This window comes from Niveispirillum cyanobacteriorum (assembly GCF_002868735.1).
GTDB lineage: Bacteria > Pseudomonadota > Alphaproteobacteria > Azospirillales > Azospirillaceae > Niveispirillum > Niveispirillum cyanobacteriorum.
In genome coordinates, this window is record NZ_CP025612.1 from 443106 (window position 1) to 459334 (window position 16229).

The 16229-nt window shown below is 65.0% G+C and carries 12 protein-coding genes; all 12 read right to left on the reverse strand.

Annotated elements, in window-relative coordinates; genetic code table 11:
- Positions 1-42 precede the first annotated feature (42 nt).
- Positions 43-1995 (reverse strand): PepSY domain-containing protein, encoded by a 1953-nt coding sequence (locus C0V82_RS17865; protein ID WP_102113801.1) that lies wholly within the window; start codon positions 1993-1995, stop codon positions 43-45.
- On the reverse strand, positions 1992-2657 hold the full coding sequence (locus C0V82_RS17870) for an RraA family protein (RefSeq protein WP_102113802.1): 666 nt from the start codon (positions 2655-2657) through the stop codon (positions 1992-1994). The genes C0V82_RS17865 and C0V82_RS17870 overlap by 4 nt, the downstream gene beginning before the upstream one ends.
- Entirely contained in the window at positions 2560-3387 is an 828-nt protein-coding gene (eutC, locus tag C0V82_RS17875) for an ethanolamine ammonia-lyase subunit EutC (RefSeq protein ID WP_102113803.1), read from the reverse strand. Before eutC ends, C0V82_RS17870 begins: the two co-directional genes overlap by 98 nt.
- Positions 3384-4781: an ethanolamine ammonia-lyase subunit EutB gene (locus C0V82_RS17880; RefSeq protein ID WP_102113804.1), complete on the reverse strand. Its 1398-nt coding sequence runs from the start codon at positions 4779-4781 to the stop codon at positions 3384-3386. Before C0V82_RS17880 ends, eutC begins: the two co-directional genes overlap by 4 nt.
- A gap of 19 nt (positions 4782-4800) precedes the next feature.
- Positions 4801-5889: an ABC transporter ATP-binding protein gene (locus C0V82_RS17885; RefSeq protein WP_102113805.1), complete on the reverse strand. Its 1089-nt coding sequence runs from the start codon at positions 5887-5889 to the stop codon at positions 4801-4803.
- Positions 5882-7594 carry an ABC transporter permease gene (locus C0V82_RS17890; protein WP_102113806.1) on the reverse strand — a complete coding sequence of 571 codons (1713 nt, stop codon included), beginning with the start codon at positions 7592-7594 and terminating at the stop codon, positions 5882-5884. The genes C0V82_RS17885 and C0V82_RS17890 overlap by 8 nt, the downstream gene beginning before the upstream one ends.
- Positions 7595-7704: 110 nt before the next feature.
- Positions 7705-8823 (reverse strand): ABC transporter substrate-binding protein, encoded by a 1119-nt coding sequence (locus C0V82_RS17895; RefSeq protein WP_102113807.1) that lies wholly within the window; start codon positions 8821-8823, stop codon positions 7705-7707.
- A gap of 11 nt (positions 8824-8834) precedes the next feature.
- Positions 8835-9599 (reverse strand): HpcH/HpaI aldolase family protein, encoded by a 765-nt coding sequence (locus tag C0V82_RS17900; RefSeq protein WP_102113808.1) that lies wholly within the window; start codon positions 9597-9599, stop codon positions 8835-8837.
- A complete protein-coding gene (locus C0V82_RS17905) occupies positions 9586-10443 on the reverse strand; it encodes an alpha/beta hydrolase (protein WP_102113809.1) in 858 nt (285 codons plus the stop codon). Before C0V82_RS17905 ends, C0V82_RS17900 begins: the two co-directional genes overlap by 14 nt.
- Before the next feature lie 74 nt (positions 10444-10517).
- Positions 10518-12629 carry a TonB-dependent receptor gene (locus tag C0V82_RS17910; RefSeq protein WP_158660024.1) on the reverse strand — a complete coding sequence of 704 codons (2112 nt, stop codon included), beginning with the start codon at positions 12627-12629 and terminating at the stop codon, positions 10518-10520.
- 198 nt (positions 12630-12827) lie between these two features.
- Positions 12828-14030, reverse strand: coding sequence for a PepSY-associated TM helix domain-containing protein (locus C0V82_RS17915; RefSeq protein WP_102113811.1), 1203 nt, complete (start codon positions 14028-14030; stop codon positions 12828-12830).
- 3 nt (positions 14031-14033) lie between these two features.
- Positions 14034-16151: a TonB-dependent siderophore receptor gene (locus C0V82_RS17920; protein WP_245924275.1), complete on the reverse strand. Its 2118-nt coding sequence runs from the start codon at positions 16149-16151 to the stop codon at positions 14034-14036.
- Between the last annotated feature and the right edge of the window lie 78 nt (positions 16152-16229).

A 16229-nucleotide genomic window follows, 5' to 3' on the forward strand; every position in this document is an offset into this window, starting at 1 on the left:
TACTATCAATTGCCTGTCAACAGGCTTCGCTGTTCGGCGGCGTCATCGCGTCAAGGACAGGTGCAGGGTCCCGCCCTCGGCGGCAGCGCGGGAGCAGCAAGCGGTCATGCGGGCGGCGGCCCGGTCTTCTGGTGTCAGGATGCTGTCGCGGTGGTCCACCGATCCGGACCGCACATTCACCACGCATTCTCCGCACAGGCCCCGGCGGCAGGAATGGGGAAGGGGGATGCCTTCGGCCAGCAACCGGTCCAGCAGGCTTTCACCGGCCCCGACCGAGATGGTCTTCCCATCCACAATGGCCGTAAAGGCCGTGCCGCTGGGTTTGGCGGGGGCGAACGCCTCCCAATGCAGCCGGTCGGGTGACCAGCCCAGATGGTGGGCTGTATCCAGTGCTGCCTGCATGAAGGTATCAGGACCGCAGGTGTAAAGATGCGTGCCGGGAGCCTGCGCCGTTATCAGGGCGCGAAGATCGATGCGGCCATCTGTGGCGCTGTCATGCCAGCGCACAAAAGGGGCCAGAGGTGTGGTGGCGATAGCCCCGGCCAAGGGGCGGGCGGCGCGGTCGCGGGAGCAGCCCAGCAGAGTGAAAGACCGCCCCGTCTCCCACAATGTCCAAGCCATGGAAAGAAGCGGCGTGATACCGATGCCACCGGCCAACAGCAGGACAGGGCCGTTCCCGGATGACAGCACGAAATGCGCGCGTGGCTGTCCCAGGCGCAGGTGTGACCCCACGGTCAGATGGGTGTGGATCCAGGCCGAGCCGCCGGCGGACACATCCGACAGACGCACCGCGATCTGCCAGGACAGGCGCCGTCCGGGGCGACCGCACAGGCTATATTGCCGGACCAGGCCGTTCGGCAGATGCACATCCACGTGATCCCCGGCGCCAAAGCGTGGCAGGGGCAGGCCGAACCGGTGACGCAGGGTGATGTGCAGCACGCCGGTGCCGTCGCGCGACAGGGCCGCAACCCGCATCGGCAGCGTTGCCGGCCCCCGGCGCCGTGACCAGAGGAATATCCCCGTGGCCAGGAAACCCGGCAGGGACAGTCCGGCCAGCAGCATCAGGACGGTGCCCGCTGGCCCTAGAAGGCTGCCCGTATGCAGCGGATAGAACAGGTCCGTGAACCGGTCCGCCGCTGCCCGTTCCGCCGCGCGGCGGGTGCCCAGCAGGGTGCCGGCATAGCCATCAAACCAGAATTGTTCATAATCGGGGCTGTCGGCGCGGCCCCGCATGACCATCACCACCCGCCCGTGCCCGCCGGGCAGGCGAATGCTGCTGGGTGCCTCTCCCGCCGCCTTGCCCAGGATCACCGACAGCGGCAGCAGGGGACTGCCCGGTCGCGCCGCCACCTGGGGCGACGGGCGCGGGGTGACGGGCAGTGCCCCCGTCACGGTGGGGTTCCACGCCATGCCAATGCCGGTCAGGGCCAGCAGAGCCAGGACAGGGACAAGGTAGAGACCGGCGGCACGATGCAGGTCGCGCCAGCGGCGCAGGGGGGCCTTGGGCCAGCCGGGGCGGAACAGCCCCAGCCACCCATCCCGCCGGGCGGTCCGCAGCAGCATCCACAGGCCCGTCAGGCACAGGGCCAGCAACGCCACCCCGATCCAGCCCACGGCCTGCTGTCCGGCTGTGCCGGCGGCCAGCCGGTAATGGAACTGGAACAGCCATTCCATTGGCCAGTCACCCAGCGGTGCCAGCCGCAGCACCTGCCCGCCGCCCGCCGTGGCCATGAACGGATCGGCGTTGCAGGACAGGTGGAAGAATAGCGGGTCCGTGGTGCGGTCGGGCAGGTCGATGCGGTTGATGGTGCAGCCTTTGGCGCGCACGGCATCAACATTGGCATCCAGGTCCGGCGGCGCGGGGGCGAAGGCCTCTGGATGCAGCAGGTGATTCAGCGGCTGCCGGAACAACAGCAGCGTGCCCCCCAACCCCTGGACCGCGATGAACAGCCCCAGGAACAGCCCGGCCCAGCGGTGCCAGCGCTGTACGGTCACGCCGCACCCGCGCGCCGAATGATGTCGGAAGCGCCCGAGATATCGGCCAGCTTCTCACCCGCCGCCAGCCGGGCCAGCACCAGACGTTCGCGTTCCTGAAGGCTGATGGCGCGGTCGGCGGCGGCCTCTGCTTGATCAGGGGGCAGAACGATGGCCCCGCTTTCATCGGCCAGGATCAGGTCGCCGGGATTGATGGCCACACCACCCACGCTGACCGATACATTCATGGCGCTATCCAGGGGCAGGAACTTCGTGGTCAGGGCCGACGGGCCCCGGCACCAGACGGGCAGGCCCGCCTTCACGATCTCCCCGAAATCGGTGGCGGGGCCGTCGATGATGATGCCCGCGATGCCGGCCAGCCGGGCGGCGTTCGTCGTCACTCCGCCCCAGCAGGCATGGCGCGTGTCCCCGCCGCGGTCGATGACCAGCACGTCACCGGGTCGGGCGCTGCTGACGGCATGATGCAGCAGGGTGCTGTCGGGACCGGCGATCCGCACCGTCACCGCCGGCCCCGCGATGCGCGCCCAGGGGAGGACAAGGCGGATGGCGGGGTCGATGAAGCCGTCATGGCGGAAATGACCCACCGTCGCCGTCTCCACCTGCAACAGCTTGTCCAGCAGCGGGCCGGGCGGGATCGGCGGCATGGGATTGATGGTGAACATGGGGTCTGTCCTTGGTGGGGGCGGCATCTTTCAGTGCGATGCCGGTGGCGCCGATCCGCCGTCCTTCCGTCAGCAGCCAGGCCAGCTTTTCCCCGGCCTGCGCGATGGAAAGCCCGTGCGGCGGGCGGATGTTGGAAACACAGTTGCGCTCGCTGTCCATCCGGCCGGGCCGGGGATCGATGGTCAGATAGGCGCCCAGACTGTCGGCGGCCGACAGGCCCGGCCGTTCCCCGATCAGCATCAGGGCGAAGCGGGCGCCCATGGCGAGGGCGATGGCATCGCCCAGTGCCACGCGCGCCTGATGCGCCAGCACCAGCGGGGCCAGGGACCAGCCGGCAAGCCGGTTACGCAGATCCAGCGCCAGGGCGGCACCATGTGCTTGTGCCGCGCGGGCCGACAGCCCGTCACCGATAATGATTGACAGGTCGAACGGGCCAGACGGCAACCCGTCCGCCTCCGCCAGTTCGCGGCCCAGGTCGGGGCGGCGCAGATAGGTGGCGCGGTCAGGTGCCTGACTGCGGACCATCCGCACCGGCCAGTCGCCCGTCTGCGCCGTAACCGCCTCCATATCCAGCGGCGTCCACACGGCGTCGCGGGCGCGGGCATGGCCCAGGTCGAAATCCAGGCAGGCGCGGGTGGGCATGGCATGACCGGCCCGGCCCAGGCCGATCCGGGCCTGGGTGGCCGCCCGCAGCCGGGCCAGCGGGTCGTCGGCGGGTGGCTGGCTCATTGCGTCGGGAACCTCTGATCGGCGATGGCACGGGCCAGGGGGAGGGTGGCAATGTCGGGCGGAGCCACCCGGCCACGCACGTCCAGCATGCCCATGCCGTCCAGCCAAGCCTCGAACTCCGGCGCGGGGCGCACGCCCAGCACATCGCGCACATACAGCGCGTCATGGAAGGATGTGCTCTGGTAATTCAGCATGATGTCATCGGCACCCGGCACGCCCATAACAAAGGACACGCCCGCGACACCCAGCAGGGTCAGCAGATTGTCCATGTCGTTCTGATCGGCCTCGGCATGGTTGGTGTAGCAGACATCCACCCCCATCGGCAGGCCCAGCAGCTTGCCCGTGAAATGATCCTCCAGCCCCGCCCGGATGATCTGCCGCCCGTCATAAAGATATTCAGGTCCGATGAAACCGACGACGGAGTTGACCAGCAGTGGCCTGAAGGCCCGTGCCACGGCCTGGGCCCGCACTTCCAGTGTCTGCTGATCAACGCCGTGATGGGCCCCGGCGGACAGGGCGCTGCCCTGGCCGGTTTCGAAATACATCACGTCATTGCCAATGCTGCCGCGTTTCAGCGACAGGGCGGCTTCCTGCGCCTCTGCCAGCAGGGCAAGGTCGATGCCGAAGCCGCGATTGGCCCACTCCGTCCCCGCTACCGACTGGAACACCAGATCGACGGGGGCGCCGCGTTCGATGGCCTGCAAACTGTTGGTGACATGGGTCAGTACGCAGCTTTGTGTCGGGATGGCGTAACGCAGCCGCAGATCGTCGATCAGATGCAGCAGCGCGATGGCGCCGTCCACATTGTCGGTGGCGGGATTGACGCCGATGACGGCATCGCCACAGCCATGCAACAACCCATCCAGGATGGAGGCGGCGATGCCCGCCGGATCATCGGTCGGGTGATTGGGCTGCAACCGCACCGCCAGCCGCCCGCGCAGTCCGATAGAACTACGAAACCGGCTGACCACGCGGCATTTGCGTGCGACGGCGATCAGGTCCTGATTGCGCATCAGCTTTGATACCGCCGCCACCATCTCCGCCGTCAGGCCGGGGCAGACTGCCGACAATTCCCGCGCCCGCACCTTGTCATCCAGCAGCCAGTCGCGGAATTCCCCCACCGTCAGGCTGGCGACCGGGGCGAAGGCGGCGGCATCATGGCTGTCGATGATCAGGCGGGTGACCTCGTCATCCTCATACGGCACCACGGTTTCGGTCAGGAAGGTCTTCAGCGGCAGGTCGGCCAGGATGTGGCGGGCGGCCACCCGTGCCTCGGCACTTTCCGCCGCGATGCCGGCCAGTTCGTCCCCCGACCGCAGGGGCGTGGCTGCGGCCAGCAGCGATTTCAGGTCGGGGAAGCGGTGGCGGGTGCCCGCCAGGTCGATCCGGTACATATCCGCCCCTCCCGATCCGTCAGGCCCTGACCAGCAGCGTGTCATCGACGGCAAAACGCAGCCAGGCTGTATCGCCCTCCACCCGCATCTCCGTCTCTGCCATCACGACCATGCCATGGCCGCAATCCAGCGTGTAGAGCAGACGCGCACCCAGGTACGCCCGTTCCAGGATGCGGCCCGCCAGGATATTGAACTCCGGGTCGGCCAGGGGCGGCTCCGCCGATAGCTTGACATGTTCGGGACGCACCGTCAGCAGGCTGCCGGCAGGCGGGGCGGAGGTGTCGGGCCACAGGGCCGTTAGTACATCCCCGCCCGCCAGCTTCACCCGGCAGGTGCCGGTGGCTGATTTGCGGTCCACCACCTCTCCGGGCAGGAAATTGCTGGCACCGACAAAATCGGCGACGAAGGCGTTGGCGGGGCGGCGGTAGATTTCCTCCGGGCTGCCCAGTTGCGACACACGCCCCTTCTCCATCACCACGATCCGGTCGGACAGCGCCAGCGCCTCGGACTGGTCATGGGTGACGTACAGCGTGGTCAGGCCCAACTGCCGCTGCAACTGCTTCAGCCAGGACCGCGCCTTGATGCGCAGCTTGGCATCCAGGTTGGACAAGGGTTCGTCCAGCAGCAGCAGGGAGGGGCGGAAGACCAGGGTGCGGGCCAGGGCCACGCGCTGCTGCTGCCCGCCCGATAATTCGTGCGGGTAGCGGTCGATATAGGCGCCCATCTCCACCAGGGCCAGCGCCTCCTCGATCCGCGCATCCTGCTCCTTTTTCCCCACCTTGCGAAGGCGCAGGGGGAAGGCCAGGTTCTGGCGCACATTCATGTGCGGCCACAGGGCGTAGGACTGGAACACCAGACCCAGATTGCGCTTCTCCGGCGGCAGTTCCAGGCCGCTGGCCCCATTGTAGAAATCCCGCCCACCCACCGTGATGCGCCCGCCCGACGGGCTGTCCAGCCCAGCGATGGCGAACAGGGTCGTGGACTTGCCGCAGCCCGACGGACCCAGCAGGGTCAGGAATTCTCCGTCGGGCACATGCAGGCTGACCTCGTGCAGGGCCTGCACCGGGCCGTAATGCTTGTTCAGACGATCGACGACAACCTCAGACATCTTTGTTGGTCCTCAAGCTGCGGCGCGCCAGCGTCACGAACAGGGCCGTGATGGCGAGCTGGATGACGGAGAGGGCGGCGACCGGTCCTGTGCTGCCATTGGTCCAAAAGGTCAGCATCGTCGTGCCGATGATCTCTGCACCGGGGGCGAACAGGAACACGGCGGCGGCATATTCTTTCAAAAAGGCCAGGAACAGCAGCACATAGGCCGAAAACAGCGCCGGCTTCATCAGGGGCAGGATGATCACGCGGACGGTAGTCCACCAGTCGGCCCCCACCGACCGCGCCCCCTGGTCCAGTTCGCGCCCGATCTGGTGGAGGGTGGGTGAAAGGGCACCGAAGGCCATGGGAATGCCGCGCATGGTGAAGGCCAGTATCAGCAGCCAGATTGTCCCCTGCAACACATGGGCGAAGGGCAGCAGCAGCATGGCCCAGAACATGCCGATACCCGCAATGATGCCCGGCATGGCGCGGGGATACAGCGCCACGAATTCCAGGACACGACGGAAGCGGAATTCCGACCGGTGTGCCACCAGCGCCACCATGGCCACGAACAGGGTGGCCAGCGCCCCGCCAAAGGCCGCTATGAACACCGAATTCAGGATGGAGCGGCGATAGGCCTCGTACCCGAACAGAATCTCGAAATGGTCCAGCGTCAGCAGGTCGAAGGGTGACATCAGGGGGGTGAGGAAACTGGTGACCGAGCGCAGCACGATGCCGGCCAGCGGCAGCAGCAGCACAATGGCGGTGTAGAGGCACATCAATCCGCAGACGACCCAGCCGACCCGACCGATGGGCGCCAATTTGGGCCGCTGGGCCTTGCCGCGCACCGTGACGAAACGCTTCGACTGACGCAGCAGCAGACCCTGGATCACCAGCAGAATGGAAATCACGACCAGCAGCAGGGTTGCCGCCGCCCCGATCAGCCCGTAATCCGGGGTGATGGCGCCTAGCCCCTCCATATAGAGGAAGGTCGTGAAGAACTCCAAACCCACCGGCTTGCCGAACACCAGCGGAACTGCCAGCATTTCCAGCGACCCGATGAAGGTCAGCAGAGCTGCATAGATGATGGATGGCCGCATCAGGGGAAGGGACACGGACCAGAGTGCGCGCAGGGGGCCCGCACCGACGGACCGGGCCGCATCCTCCAGCGTGGCGTCGGCCATGCGGGCGGATGAGGAGCAGAACAGATAGACGACGGGTGCCTGCGAGGTGCCGGCCAGCAGCCCCATGCCCAGGATCGTATACATGTCCCAGAGCGGCACGCCGGCCATCCGTTCCACCGCCAGCGTGACATAGCCGGACGGGCCGTACAGGATGAACCAGGCAAAGGCCAGCACCAGTTGCGACACATACATGGGCCAAAGGGTGAGGTTGCGTAGCCAGCCACGTCCTGGCATGTCGGTGCGTTCCAGGAACAACGCGAAGGCTACGCCCAGGACCGTGGCGATCAGCGTGGACAGCAGCGCCAGCAGCACCGAATTGCCCAACGCGTCATGAAAGCGCGGATTGCCAAACAGCCGGACATAATTGTCCAGGCTGAACAGCGGCTCCGCCTCATATAGCGGGCGGTCCAGCAGCGACTGCCATAGTACGGGCACCAGTGGCCCCAGCACCAGGGCCAGCGTCGCCAGCGCCACTGCCGCCTGTATCAGCAGCGCCCGGTCGGGCCGGAAAAATCGGGATTGGGGTTCCGCCAGGGACATGGGCTGGTCCGGTCCTTGATGTCAGAGGGGGTAGTGATCGTTGCGTCATCCCACTCTCTCTACCGTCACCCCGACTTTCGCCGGGGTGACGGTAGAGAGAGTGGCCACCCTCACCGCCGTGCCTTGAACGTGGCGTTCCAGCGGGCGATGAAATCCTGGTAATGGTCAAGCATGGTCGGGTCGTAACTGACATGGACGATCCTGTCCTCGCCCCCCAGCCGCCGGACCAGACCATCATAGGTCAGGTACGGCACCTCATCGGGCCGGACATCGGACCGGTAGGGCATCAACCCGCCCTGTGCCGCCGCCACCTGACCGTCATGCGACAGTAGATAATCCAGCATGAGCCGGGCACTGGCCGGGCTGCGGCTGCCGGCAGTAACGGCCATACCGCGCGGCACCAGCACCGTTCCATCCTTGTCCAGGGTCCAGTCCACGATCTCCGACCGGCCCTTGGTCGCCATCTGCGGCCAGACCGTGACGGCGGAGACATTGAAGCCGACCAGATACTCACCCGTGGTCACCTTCTCCATCATCGCGGCCCCACCGCTTTCCACCCGCACGGCAGGCGAAAGGCGCTGCATCAGGTCCCAGCCGCCGGGGCGTCCGCTGGTGATGGCGGCCCAATGCACGGCATAGGCCAGTGCATGGGCAGCGGCGTCATAGGTGGTGACGCGCTTGCGGAATTTTAGCGGATTTTCCTCCGCTAGAGCCGCCAGCCGGTTCAACCCGTCTGGATACTGGTCGGGCTTCAGCAAAAGCTTGTTGTAGATCATCACCATCGGGTCAGCCGACAGCGTGTAGAGGCCGGGCATAGGCCGGCTCCAGGCCGGCAGGCTGCCGTCTTCCCGGCTGACATGGGCGCCGATGCTGCCCTTAGCCGCGAAGCGCATCCAGGCATCAGCGGCGCTGGACACGATGATATCAGCCGAGGCCCGGTTCACGGAGGTTTCAGCGTAATAGCGCTCGAACACTTCCGACGGGCCCATGTCCAGGCAATTGACCTTGATCCAGGGATAGAGCGCCTGGAACCCGCGCAGCAGAGGGCGCCAATTATACTCGGCCATGATCGAGTAGATCAGCAGGCCGCTTTCGGCCTTTGATGCCGTGACCGGATCATCGGCGCGGGCCATGCCCGGCAACAGGGCGGCGGCGGCGATGCCGGCCATGATCTGCCGGCGCGACGGTATCGGGGGGCAAGGGGTGGCTGGTGATCGGTCCTTCATCATCTTTCCCCCCTTCAACCCGTCTGGCCCAGGGCCAATCCGGCCCCCCGGCGCAGAAAGGTGACATCGGCGCCAAGGGTGACGAAGCCATAACCACGGTCGAACAACGTGTCCGCCGTCTGGCCCGGCAGCGTGGTTCCACCCAGGGCCAGCCCGGCCTCCAGAATGCGCCGTTCCGCCGCTTCCAGAACAGCCTTGAATGAGGGGGCCTCATATTGTCCGGGCACGCCGGCGCTGATCGACAGGTCCAGTGGCCCGATGAACAGCATATCCAGTCCGGGCACCTTCGCCATCTCCGGGATGGCATCCACGCCCCTTATGCTTTCAATCAGGCCGATAGTCAGGGTTTCCGCCTCCCCGAATTCCGCCACCTCCCAGCTCCAGGCGCCCCAGCCGGCGGCGCGGGAGACGGTGTAGTGCGCCCCCCTTATGCCGTGCGGTGGATAGCGTGTGGCCTTCACCAGCCTGTCGGCGGCATCCGCACTTTCCAGGTTGGCGGCCAGCAATCCTTCGGCACCGGCATCCAGCAGATGCCGGACGGGGGCTGGGTGGTTGTCCGGCAGCCGGGCCAGGACAGTGGTGCCGGTACCCGCCATGGCCCGCATCTGATGGATGGCGGTTTCCAGCCCGCCCGGCGAATGTTCATGGTCGATGATCAGGGCATCGAAACCCAGCGGGGCCAACGCCTCGGTCACGGCAGGGCTGCCCATGAATAGCCAGGCCCCGCGCGCCGGCCGCTTTTCCCGCAGCAGGCGCTTTAAGCGGTTAGGTCGAAACATCGCCACCCCCTTCCGCCGCCAGCCTGTTCAGGAAGGCGATGGCGGCCCCGACCAGGGCGTCACGGGAATGGCGGAACCCGTCCAGAATGTCCAGCCGCACATCAATGCCATTGTCCGCCAAGCTGGCGGCCAGCGTGTGCAGCCTTTCGACCCGCGTCGCCCCGGCATCGTTGGCTCCCTCCATCCAATGGCGGGAGCCCGGCGTGTGGGTGATTTCCCAGGTGTCGGTATCATCCGACCCGACGGCCAGATGCACCCGGACCTTTCGCATGGTGTCCAGGTCCAGCGGCACGCCGAACCGTTGCTCCATATCGGCTACGCCCAGCCACCAGAGACGGCCCGTATCCAGCAGCGTCGGCGAACCGGGCGCCCCGACTGACACGGCACGCAGCCGACCGGGATGCAGATAGAGGAAGCGATGGGCGAAATGTGCCCCGCCGGAGAAGCCGAACAGGTCGAACCGTCCGGCATCGACGCCATAGCGCGCCGCCACCTCCGCCACCATGTCCAGCAACAGATGGTCAAAACGGATGCCCTGGTACTCAATGTATTTGTAATTATCCCGTTCCTGCGGCTCGCCGATCCCACAGGGGAACAAGGGGGCCAGGATGATGCTGCCCGTGGCCTCGGCATAGGGGATGAAGAGGTCCCGCAGCGCCTGATTGCCACGGTCCGTGCCATGGACCGCCGCCAGGATGCGCCCCCCGACCGGGTTTTCCACCAGCCGGGAAGGTACATAAAGGCAGTAGGAGAAGCGCTGGTCGATACGGCAGGCCGTTGCCGGTGTCCTGCCTATATCATAGGGCGTGAAGCCCCGTTCCGCGCCGTTCACGGGCAGAGTCATTCTTGTCATCCATGTCGGGAGGGATCGGCCCGGTGCCGGGGTGCGGACAAAGCCGCAGGACCGGGACAGCCGGATCAGTATTCCGCAGACATCTTCAGGAAGAGGGTACGGCCCTCCGCCTTGCTGTACAGCTGGTCGCGGTTGATCATTTGGGACGTGACGGAATAATAGTCGTTGTTGAACAGGTTGTTCACACCGACCGTGAACAGCAGGTTGTTCATGCTGTACTGGGTGGAGGCATCGACACGCGTCACGGGACGCACACGGCCCGTGTAGAAATCATTGATCCTGGCATTGGGGAACTTGTTGCGCGAACCGGTGCGGTTCACCTGCAAACGACCCGTCCAGTCTGCGGTGAATTCCTGTTCCAGCCAGGCATTGTACTGTTCCGGCCCGATGCGGCGCCCGGTCAGGGGGGTGTCGACCTTGCCGTCATGATTGGCGTCGCGCTTGCCCTCCGACCAGGCGAAGCTTCCACCCCAGCTGGTGCTGTCACCGACCTTGCCGGACAGGGTCGCCTCAATGCCGTGGATGCGTTCCTTCTCGCGCAGGGTCGCGGCCTCGGTCGGGTTCACGGTGTCGATCACGAAATCGGTGCCGTATTTCGACTTGCTGATAAAATAGGCGACCGTGTAGCCGATATCGAGGACCGATCCGCGCAGGCCGATTTCGTAGTTATTCACCAGCTGCGGCTTGGGATCGAAATTGTCCAGATTGCGTGCCGTCACGCGGCGCAAAGGCGCACCGATATCGGGGATGGAGAAACCCTGGGAGAAGCCGCCGAAGATTTCCGCTTCGGGCAGGATATGCAGTGTGCCGCCGATATTGACCGGCGTGGCGCTGTAATCCAGTTCGCCCGCTGCCACCTTCACATTGGTCAGGCCGGCCACGAAATCGTCGATCTTCATCTTGAATTCGTCATGCCGGATGCCGGCGCGCAGGGTGAACCAGTCCGTCACCGGCACGTCCAGCTGAATGAAGGCCGCATAGTTCATCTGCTTCAGCGGCGGCGTGAAGGTGCGGCCATCGCCCGGCTTGTTGGTCAGCGGGATCAGTGGCTGTTCGGTGGTGTCACGGGCAATGTCGAAGCCCCAGAGCGCGGTACCCCCGTCCAGACCCCAATCATCCAGCTTTGTGGTGAAATCGGTCTGCCAGCCGATCTTTTCCGAAGTGATGGTGGTCTGGGTCCCGCCCAGGCGCGCCGCGTCAAAGGAAAAGACGCTGTAATTTTCCAGATAGTAGATCTTGCTGTTTAGGGAAGAGCCGAAAATGTCGCCATTCTCATAGGCTAAGGACGAGATGATGTTGCGGTTTTCCGGGTCGAGCGCGCGGGGATCCGCCATGCCCTTGACAGCCGTCTCCTTGATGCCCCTGGCTATATTGCCGCTGACGGTGACGTAGTTGGTGTCCTGCTTCTGCTGGTAATAATTGACCATCGCCTCGATGCGCTGGTCACCGAAGGAATAACCCAGCTTGGCGAACAGGTTATAGATATTGCTATCGGCAATGCCGCCGAAATTGTGCGGATCGGGGGCCAGACGGTCGCCATCGGCGTCGAACTGGCCGTTCACCCGCTCATACGAGCCGTTCAGGTTGACATCGAAACCACCGATGGCGCCCGATGCACTTTGCGAAATGCTGGGCCGTGCGCTATCTGCCAGGTGCTCTGTCGACAGGCTGGTCCCGATCTCCGTCTTGAAACGGAATTCCTGGGTCGAGGGCGCGTCCTTGGTGATGTAATTGACGATGCCGCCCGCACCACCCTGGCCATAAAGGGCCGAGGCACCACGGATCACCTCGATCGAGCCGATCACGGACGGGGAGATCAGGCGCAGGTCGCGGCCACCGTCACGCAGCGGGTTGGATACGGGGATGCCGTCGATGAAGACGCGCAGAGGACGACCGCGCAGGCTCTGCTCGACATTCGCGGCGGTGCCGTTGGAGGCGGCGATGCCGGGCACCATGTTGGACAGGACAGACCCGATATCTGCCGTCGTCGACAACTGATCCTCCAGATCCTTGCGACCCACGACCGTGTAGGAACCGGGGAAAGTCTCAATCGTTGCGGACAGGCGCGAGCCGGTGACCACAATCTCTTCCAAGGCCACGTCCTGGCCATGCGCGGCCGGGACCATCGCAGCCCCTGCCGCAACACCCAGCAGCATCAGCCGCTTCAAATTCCTCATGTGCAGTACTCCCGTGTCCATGATGCCGGCTTGGATGTCGGCTGCCAAGGAATAGTAGCCAATCTCGGCGCCCAATGGTAGCCAATTTTGGATATTCAGGAGCTTAAAATTTGTGATCCTTGAAAATCCTTATATTTCAATGTTGTGGCGTCGGGGATGCTGTCCAGTATCCGGAGTTGGGCCCGCGAAGCCCCCCTTTCAGGCCAGCATGGCGCCGGGGGCCAGGGCCAGCGACAGGATGATCAGGCCCAGTGCCGGATAGGCCCACCAGCCCATGCCGCGCCAAGCCCTGACCCAGCCATTGCTGCTTTCAGCCCCCGTTGCGACGGCGGCGCGAAGGCGCATGCTGTAGATCATCACCCCGGTCACCGACAGACCCGTCAGCAGGATGCCAGCCAGAAACCAGACAATCTTTGTGGCATAGCCGCCCAGCGTGCCGAAATGCAGGGGGTCTGCCATTTCCGAGATGCGCTGATGGGCCGTCAGTTCCTCCCCACTGCTGACCAGCAGAACAGCGCCGTCATCGGGGTTCAGCCAGACTGCGTTCGACCGGTCGCGCACCAGCCAGGCATCGGCCTGCCCCATCAGCACCAAACCCCGCCCGCCCTTGGCCGTGGGATAGCGGATTTCGCGGATATCCAGGCCGGGATAGGCGCGCAGACCCGCCTCGATCAGGGCGTCAAGGGCCGGTCCCACCGGCTGTGTCGCCGTGATGGAGAGGGCCGGGGCCCTGGGATGGTCAGGCGCGTCGCCACCCAGCGATTCCACCATATACCAGACGCCCGTCACCGCGATCAGGGCGACGAACCACAGGCTCCACAGCCCGGCCAGCCGGTGCAGGTCGCCAGACAATCTGCGCCCGTCCCCACCGCGCGGCCGCTTGAAGAAGCCGCGCCACCATTTCTTGTAGGTGACGATGCCGCTGACCAGCGAGGCCAGCAGCAGGAAGGCCAGGGTGCAGACGATGGGCACCCCCAGCTTCACGGGCAGCATCAGATGGCGATGCGTCTCCCGCAGGAAGCGCTGGATGTTGTACCAGCCCACAACCCCCGTGACCCGGCCCGTGTAAGGGTCCAGATGCACGCGGGTGGGCCGGGCGGTGCTGGTGTCCAGCCAGGCCTCCGCCGCGAAACCGGGATGCGGCGGTGCATAGATCTGCGCCAGCCGCCCGCCTGGTACGGCGTCCCGTGCCGATGCCGCCAGCGTGCCCCAGGAGGCCTTTGCTCCCTCCTGCGGCATCACCCGCATCGATGGCGTGACCAGCCAGTCCAGTTCGGCGGAGAATACGGCGAGCGTGCCCGTCGCCAGGATGAAGGTCATGAACAGGGATAGTTTCAGCCCAGCCCAGGCATGGACAGCCCACCAGACTGACCGCCGCTTCCGTTCTGTCGCCGCCGCCATGGTTTAGAAGGTCCGGCGCAGTTCGACAAACCATGTGCGCGGTTCCCCAGGGAAATGGCCATTATGGGTGGTGAAGCCCGAGGCGGCATATTCCTTGTCGAACAGGTTCTTCACCCGGAACATCGCCTCCGCGAAACCCAGATCCGTAATGATGGAGGCGTCAAAGATCGTATAGGGCTTCACCGTCTGGCCGTTCAGGCTGAGGCGCCTTGAGACATGTTCCCCGCCAAAGGCAAAGCCGGTATCGAGGACCGGCACCTGATAGCGGGTCCAGAAGCCAACCTTGTGGCGCGGGGCATTGGCAAAGCGGTTGCCCACGGCGTTGGTCAGGCTCTGCCCCGGCACTGTGCCCGTGATCTTGGTGTCGTTATAGCCGTAATTGGCCGTGAACACCCAGTCGGGCGTGATATCGGCGGACAGGTCCAGTTCCAGCCCCTTCGCCGTCACCTCGCCCACAGGGCTTAACTGGTTGACGCCATTGACGGGCGGCTTCGTGGTGTCGGTCTGCACCATGTTTTCGCGCACGATGCGGTAGATGGCGCCGTTGGCCTGAATGCGGCCACCCAACAGCGCCGTCTTCACCCCGGCTTCCACCTGCCGGCCCGTCACCGGGTCGAAGGGACCGCCGGCATTGTCCGCCTGGCTGGCGATGGCCTGCGGTTCGAAACTGTTGGCGAAGCTGGCATAGAGGGACACTTCGTCCGTGGGCTTATAGATCAGGCCCGTCCGCCAGGTGTAGTCGCCATCAGAGAAGTCTGAGCCGTTGACACGGTTGCGGTCCGTGAAATGGTCGTAGCGAATGCCGGCCAATGCTATCCACTGCTGGCCCAGCCCGGCCTGATCCTGCAGGTAGACGCCCTGGCGTTCAGCGCGCGTGTCCGTCCGGCTGAACGGCACGTTGGCCAGATTGTAGGCGGCACCGGAGGTTAGGCCGTAGACACGATTGGTCAGGCTGGCATCGGGCACGGGGCCGCCGGCATTGCTGGCCCGCGCCGTCCGCTGCAACAGGTTCGAGTCCTCTTGGTACCAGTCGCCACCGAACAGGATCTGATGGTCCAGACCGGCCAGTTCGGTATCGGAGATGAAGTTGACGGCTGTGGCCAGGGCGTCGCTGTCTCGCTTCTGGTCGCGGAATTCACGCCGCACCATGTCTAGGATACCATCGCGGTTACTGTCATAGGTGCCGCGCGGTTCGTGATATTGCTGCACCTCATTGGATTTGAACCAACGTACGCCGGCATCCATGCGGATGGCGTCGGTCAGCCTTGTGTCCAGTTTGGCCTGCAGCACATCGGATTTCAGCTTCGAATAATCCGTCGGCTCATTATGGTTCCAGGTGATAGGTGCCAGATAGACGCCGTCATCGGTAACGGGGATGCCGCGCAGGCGGTTGGCGGGCAGGTCCTGGTCATAGTGGATGACCTGAAGCGTCAGGTTTGTCTCATCCGCCAGCCGCACCTGTAGGCTGGCATCGCCGATGGTCGTCTCGTTGCCGGCGCCGATGCGGAAACTGTCCATCTCCTCATAGTAGGCGCCGACGCGGTAGGCGAAGCGGCCGTCCTCATCGATGGGGCCCGTCACCTCGGCGGCCCCGCCCAGACGGTCGTAATTGCCGGCGAAGGCCCGCACCTCGCCCCGGAAATCGTCCTGGGGCGTCTTGGTGACATAGTTCAGGGACCCGCCCGGGGCCGCCGGGCCGTACAGCATACCCGCCGGACCCTTCAGAACTTCCACCCGTTCAATGTTGAACAGTTGCGGTACCGCAAAGCCGATGAACGGGTCGCCGCGCATCCCGTCATAATAGGCCTGTTCCTGGCGGAAGCCGCGGAAGGTAACGCCGGCATAGGTGAAGAAGGACAGGCCGGAAATGTTGCGGTACAGGTCCGTGACATTGCGCGCGCCCAGATCCTTGATCAGTTCCGCGTTGATCACCTGCACCGCCTGAGGGATGTCCAGGATATTGGCGGGCACCTTGCCGATGGTGGTTTCCTCCACCCGGTACAGCCGCTGCACGCGGCCGGTGACGATGATCTCTTCCGTCGTCGTTGCCGCCGGTTCCGCCATCGCGGCCCCACCCATCAAAGTGGCGGCGCAAACGCCCATCATCCACCAAGCCCGCATTTGAAACCCCCACATAATATTGCGAATAATTCGCATATGCGATAACGGGTGAAAGCCAGCGGGTCAACATGCATGTGT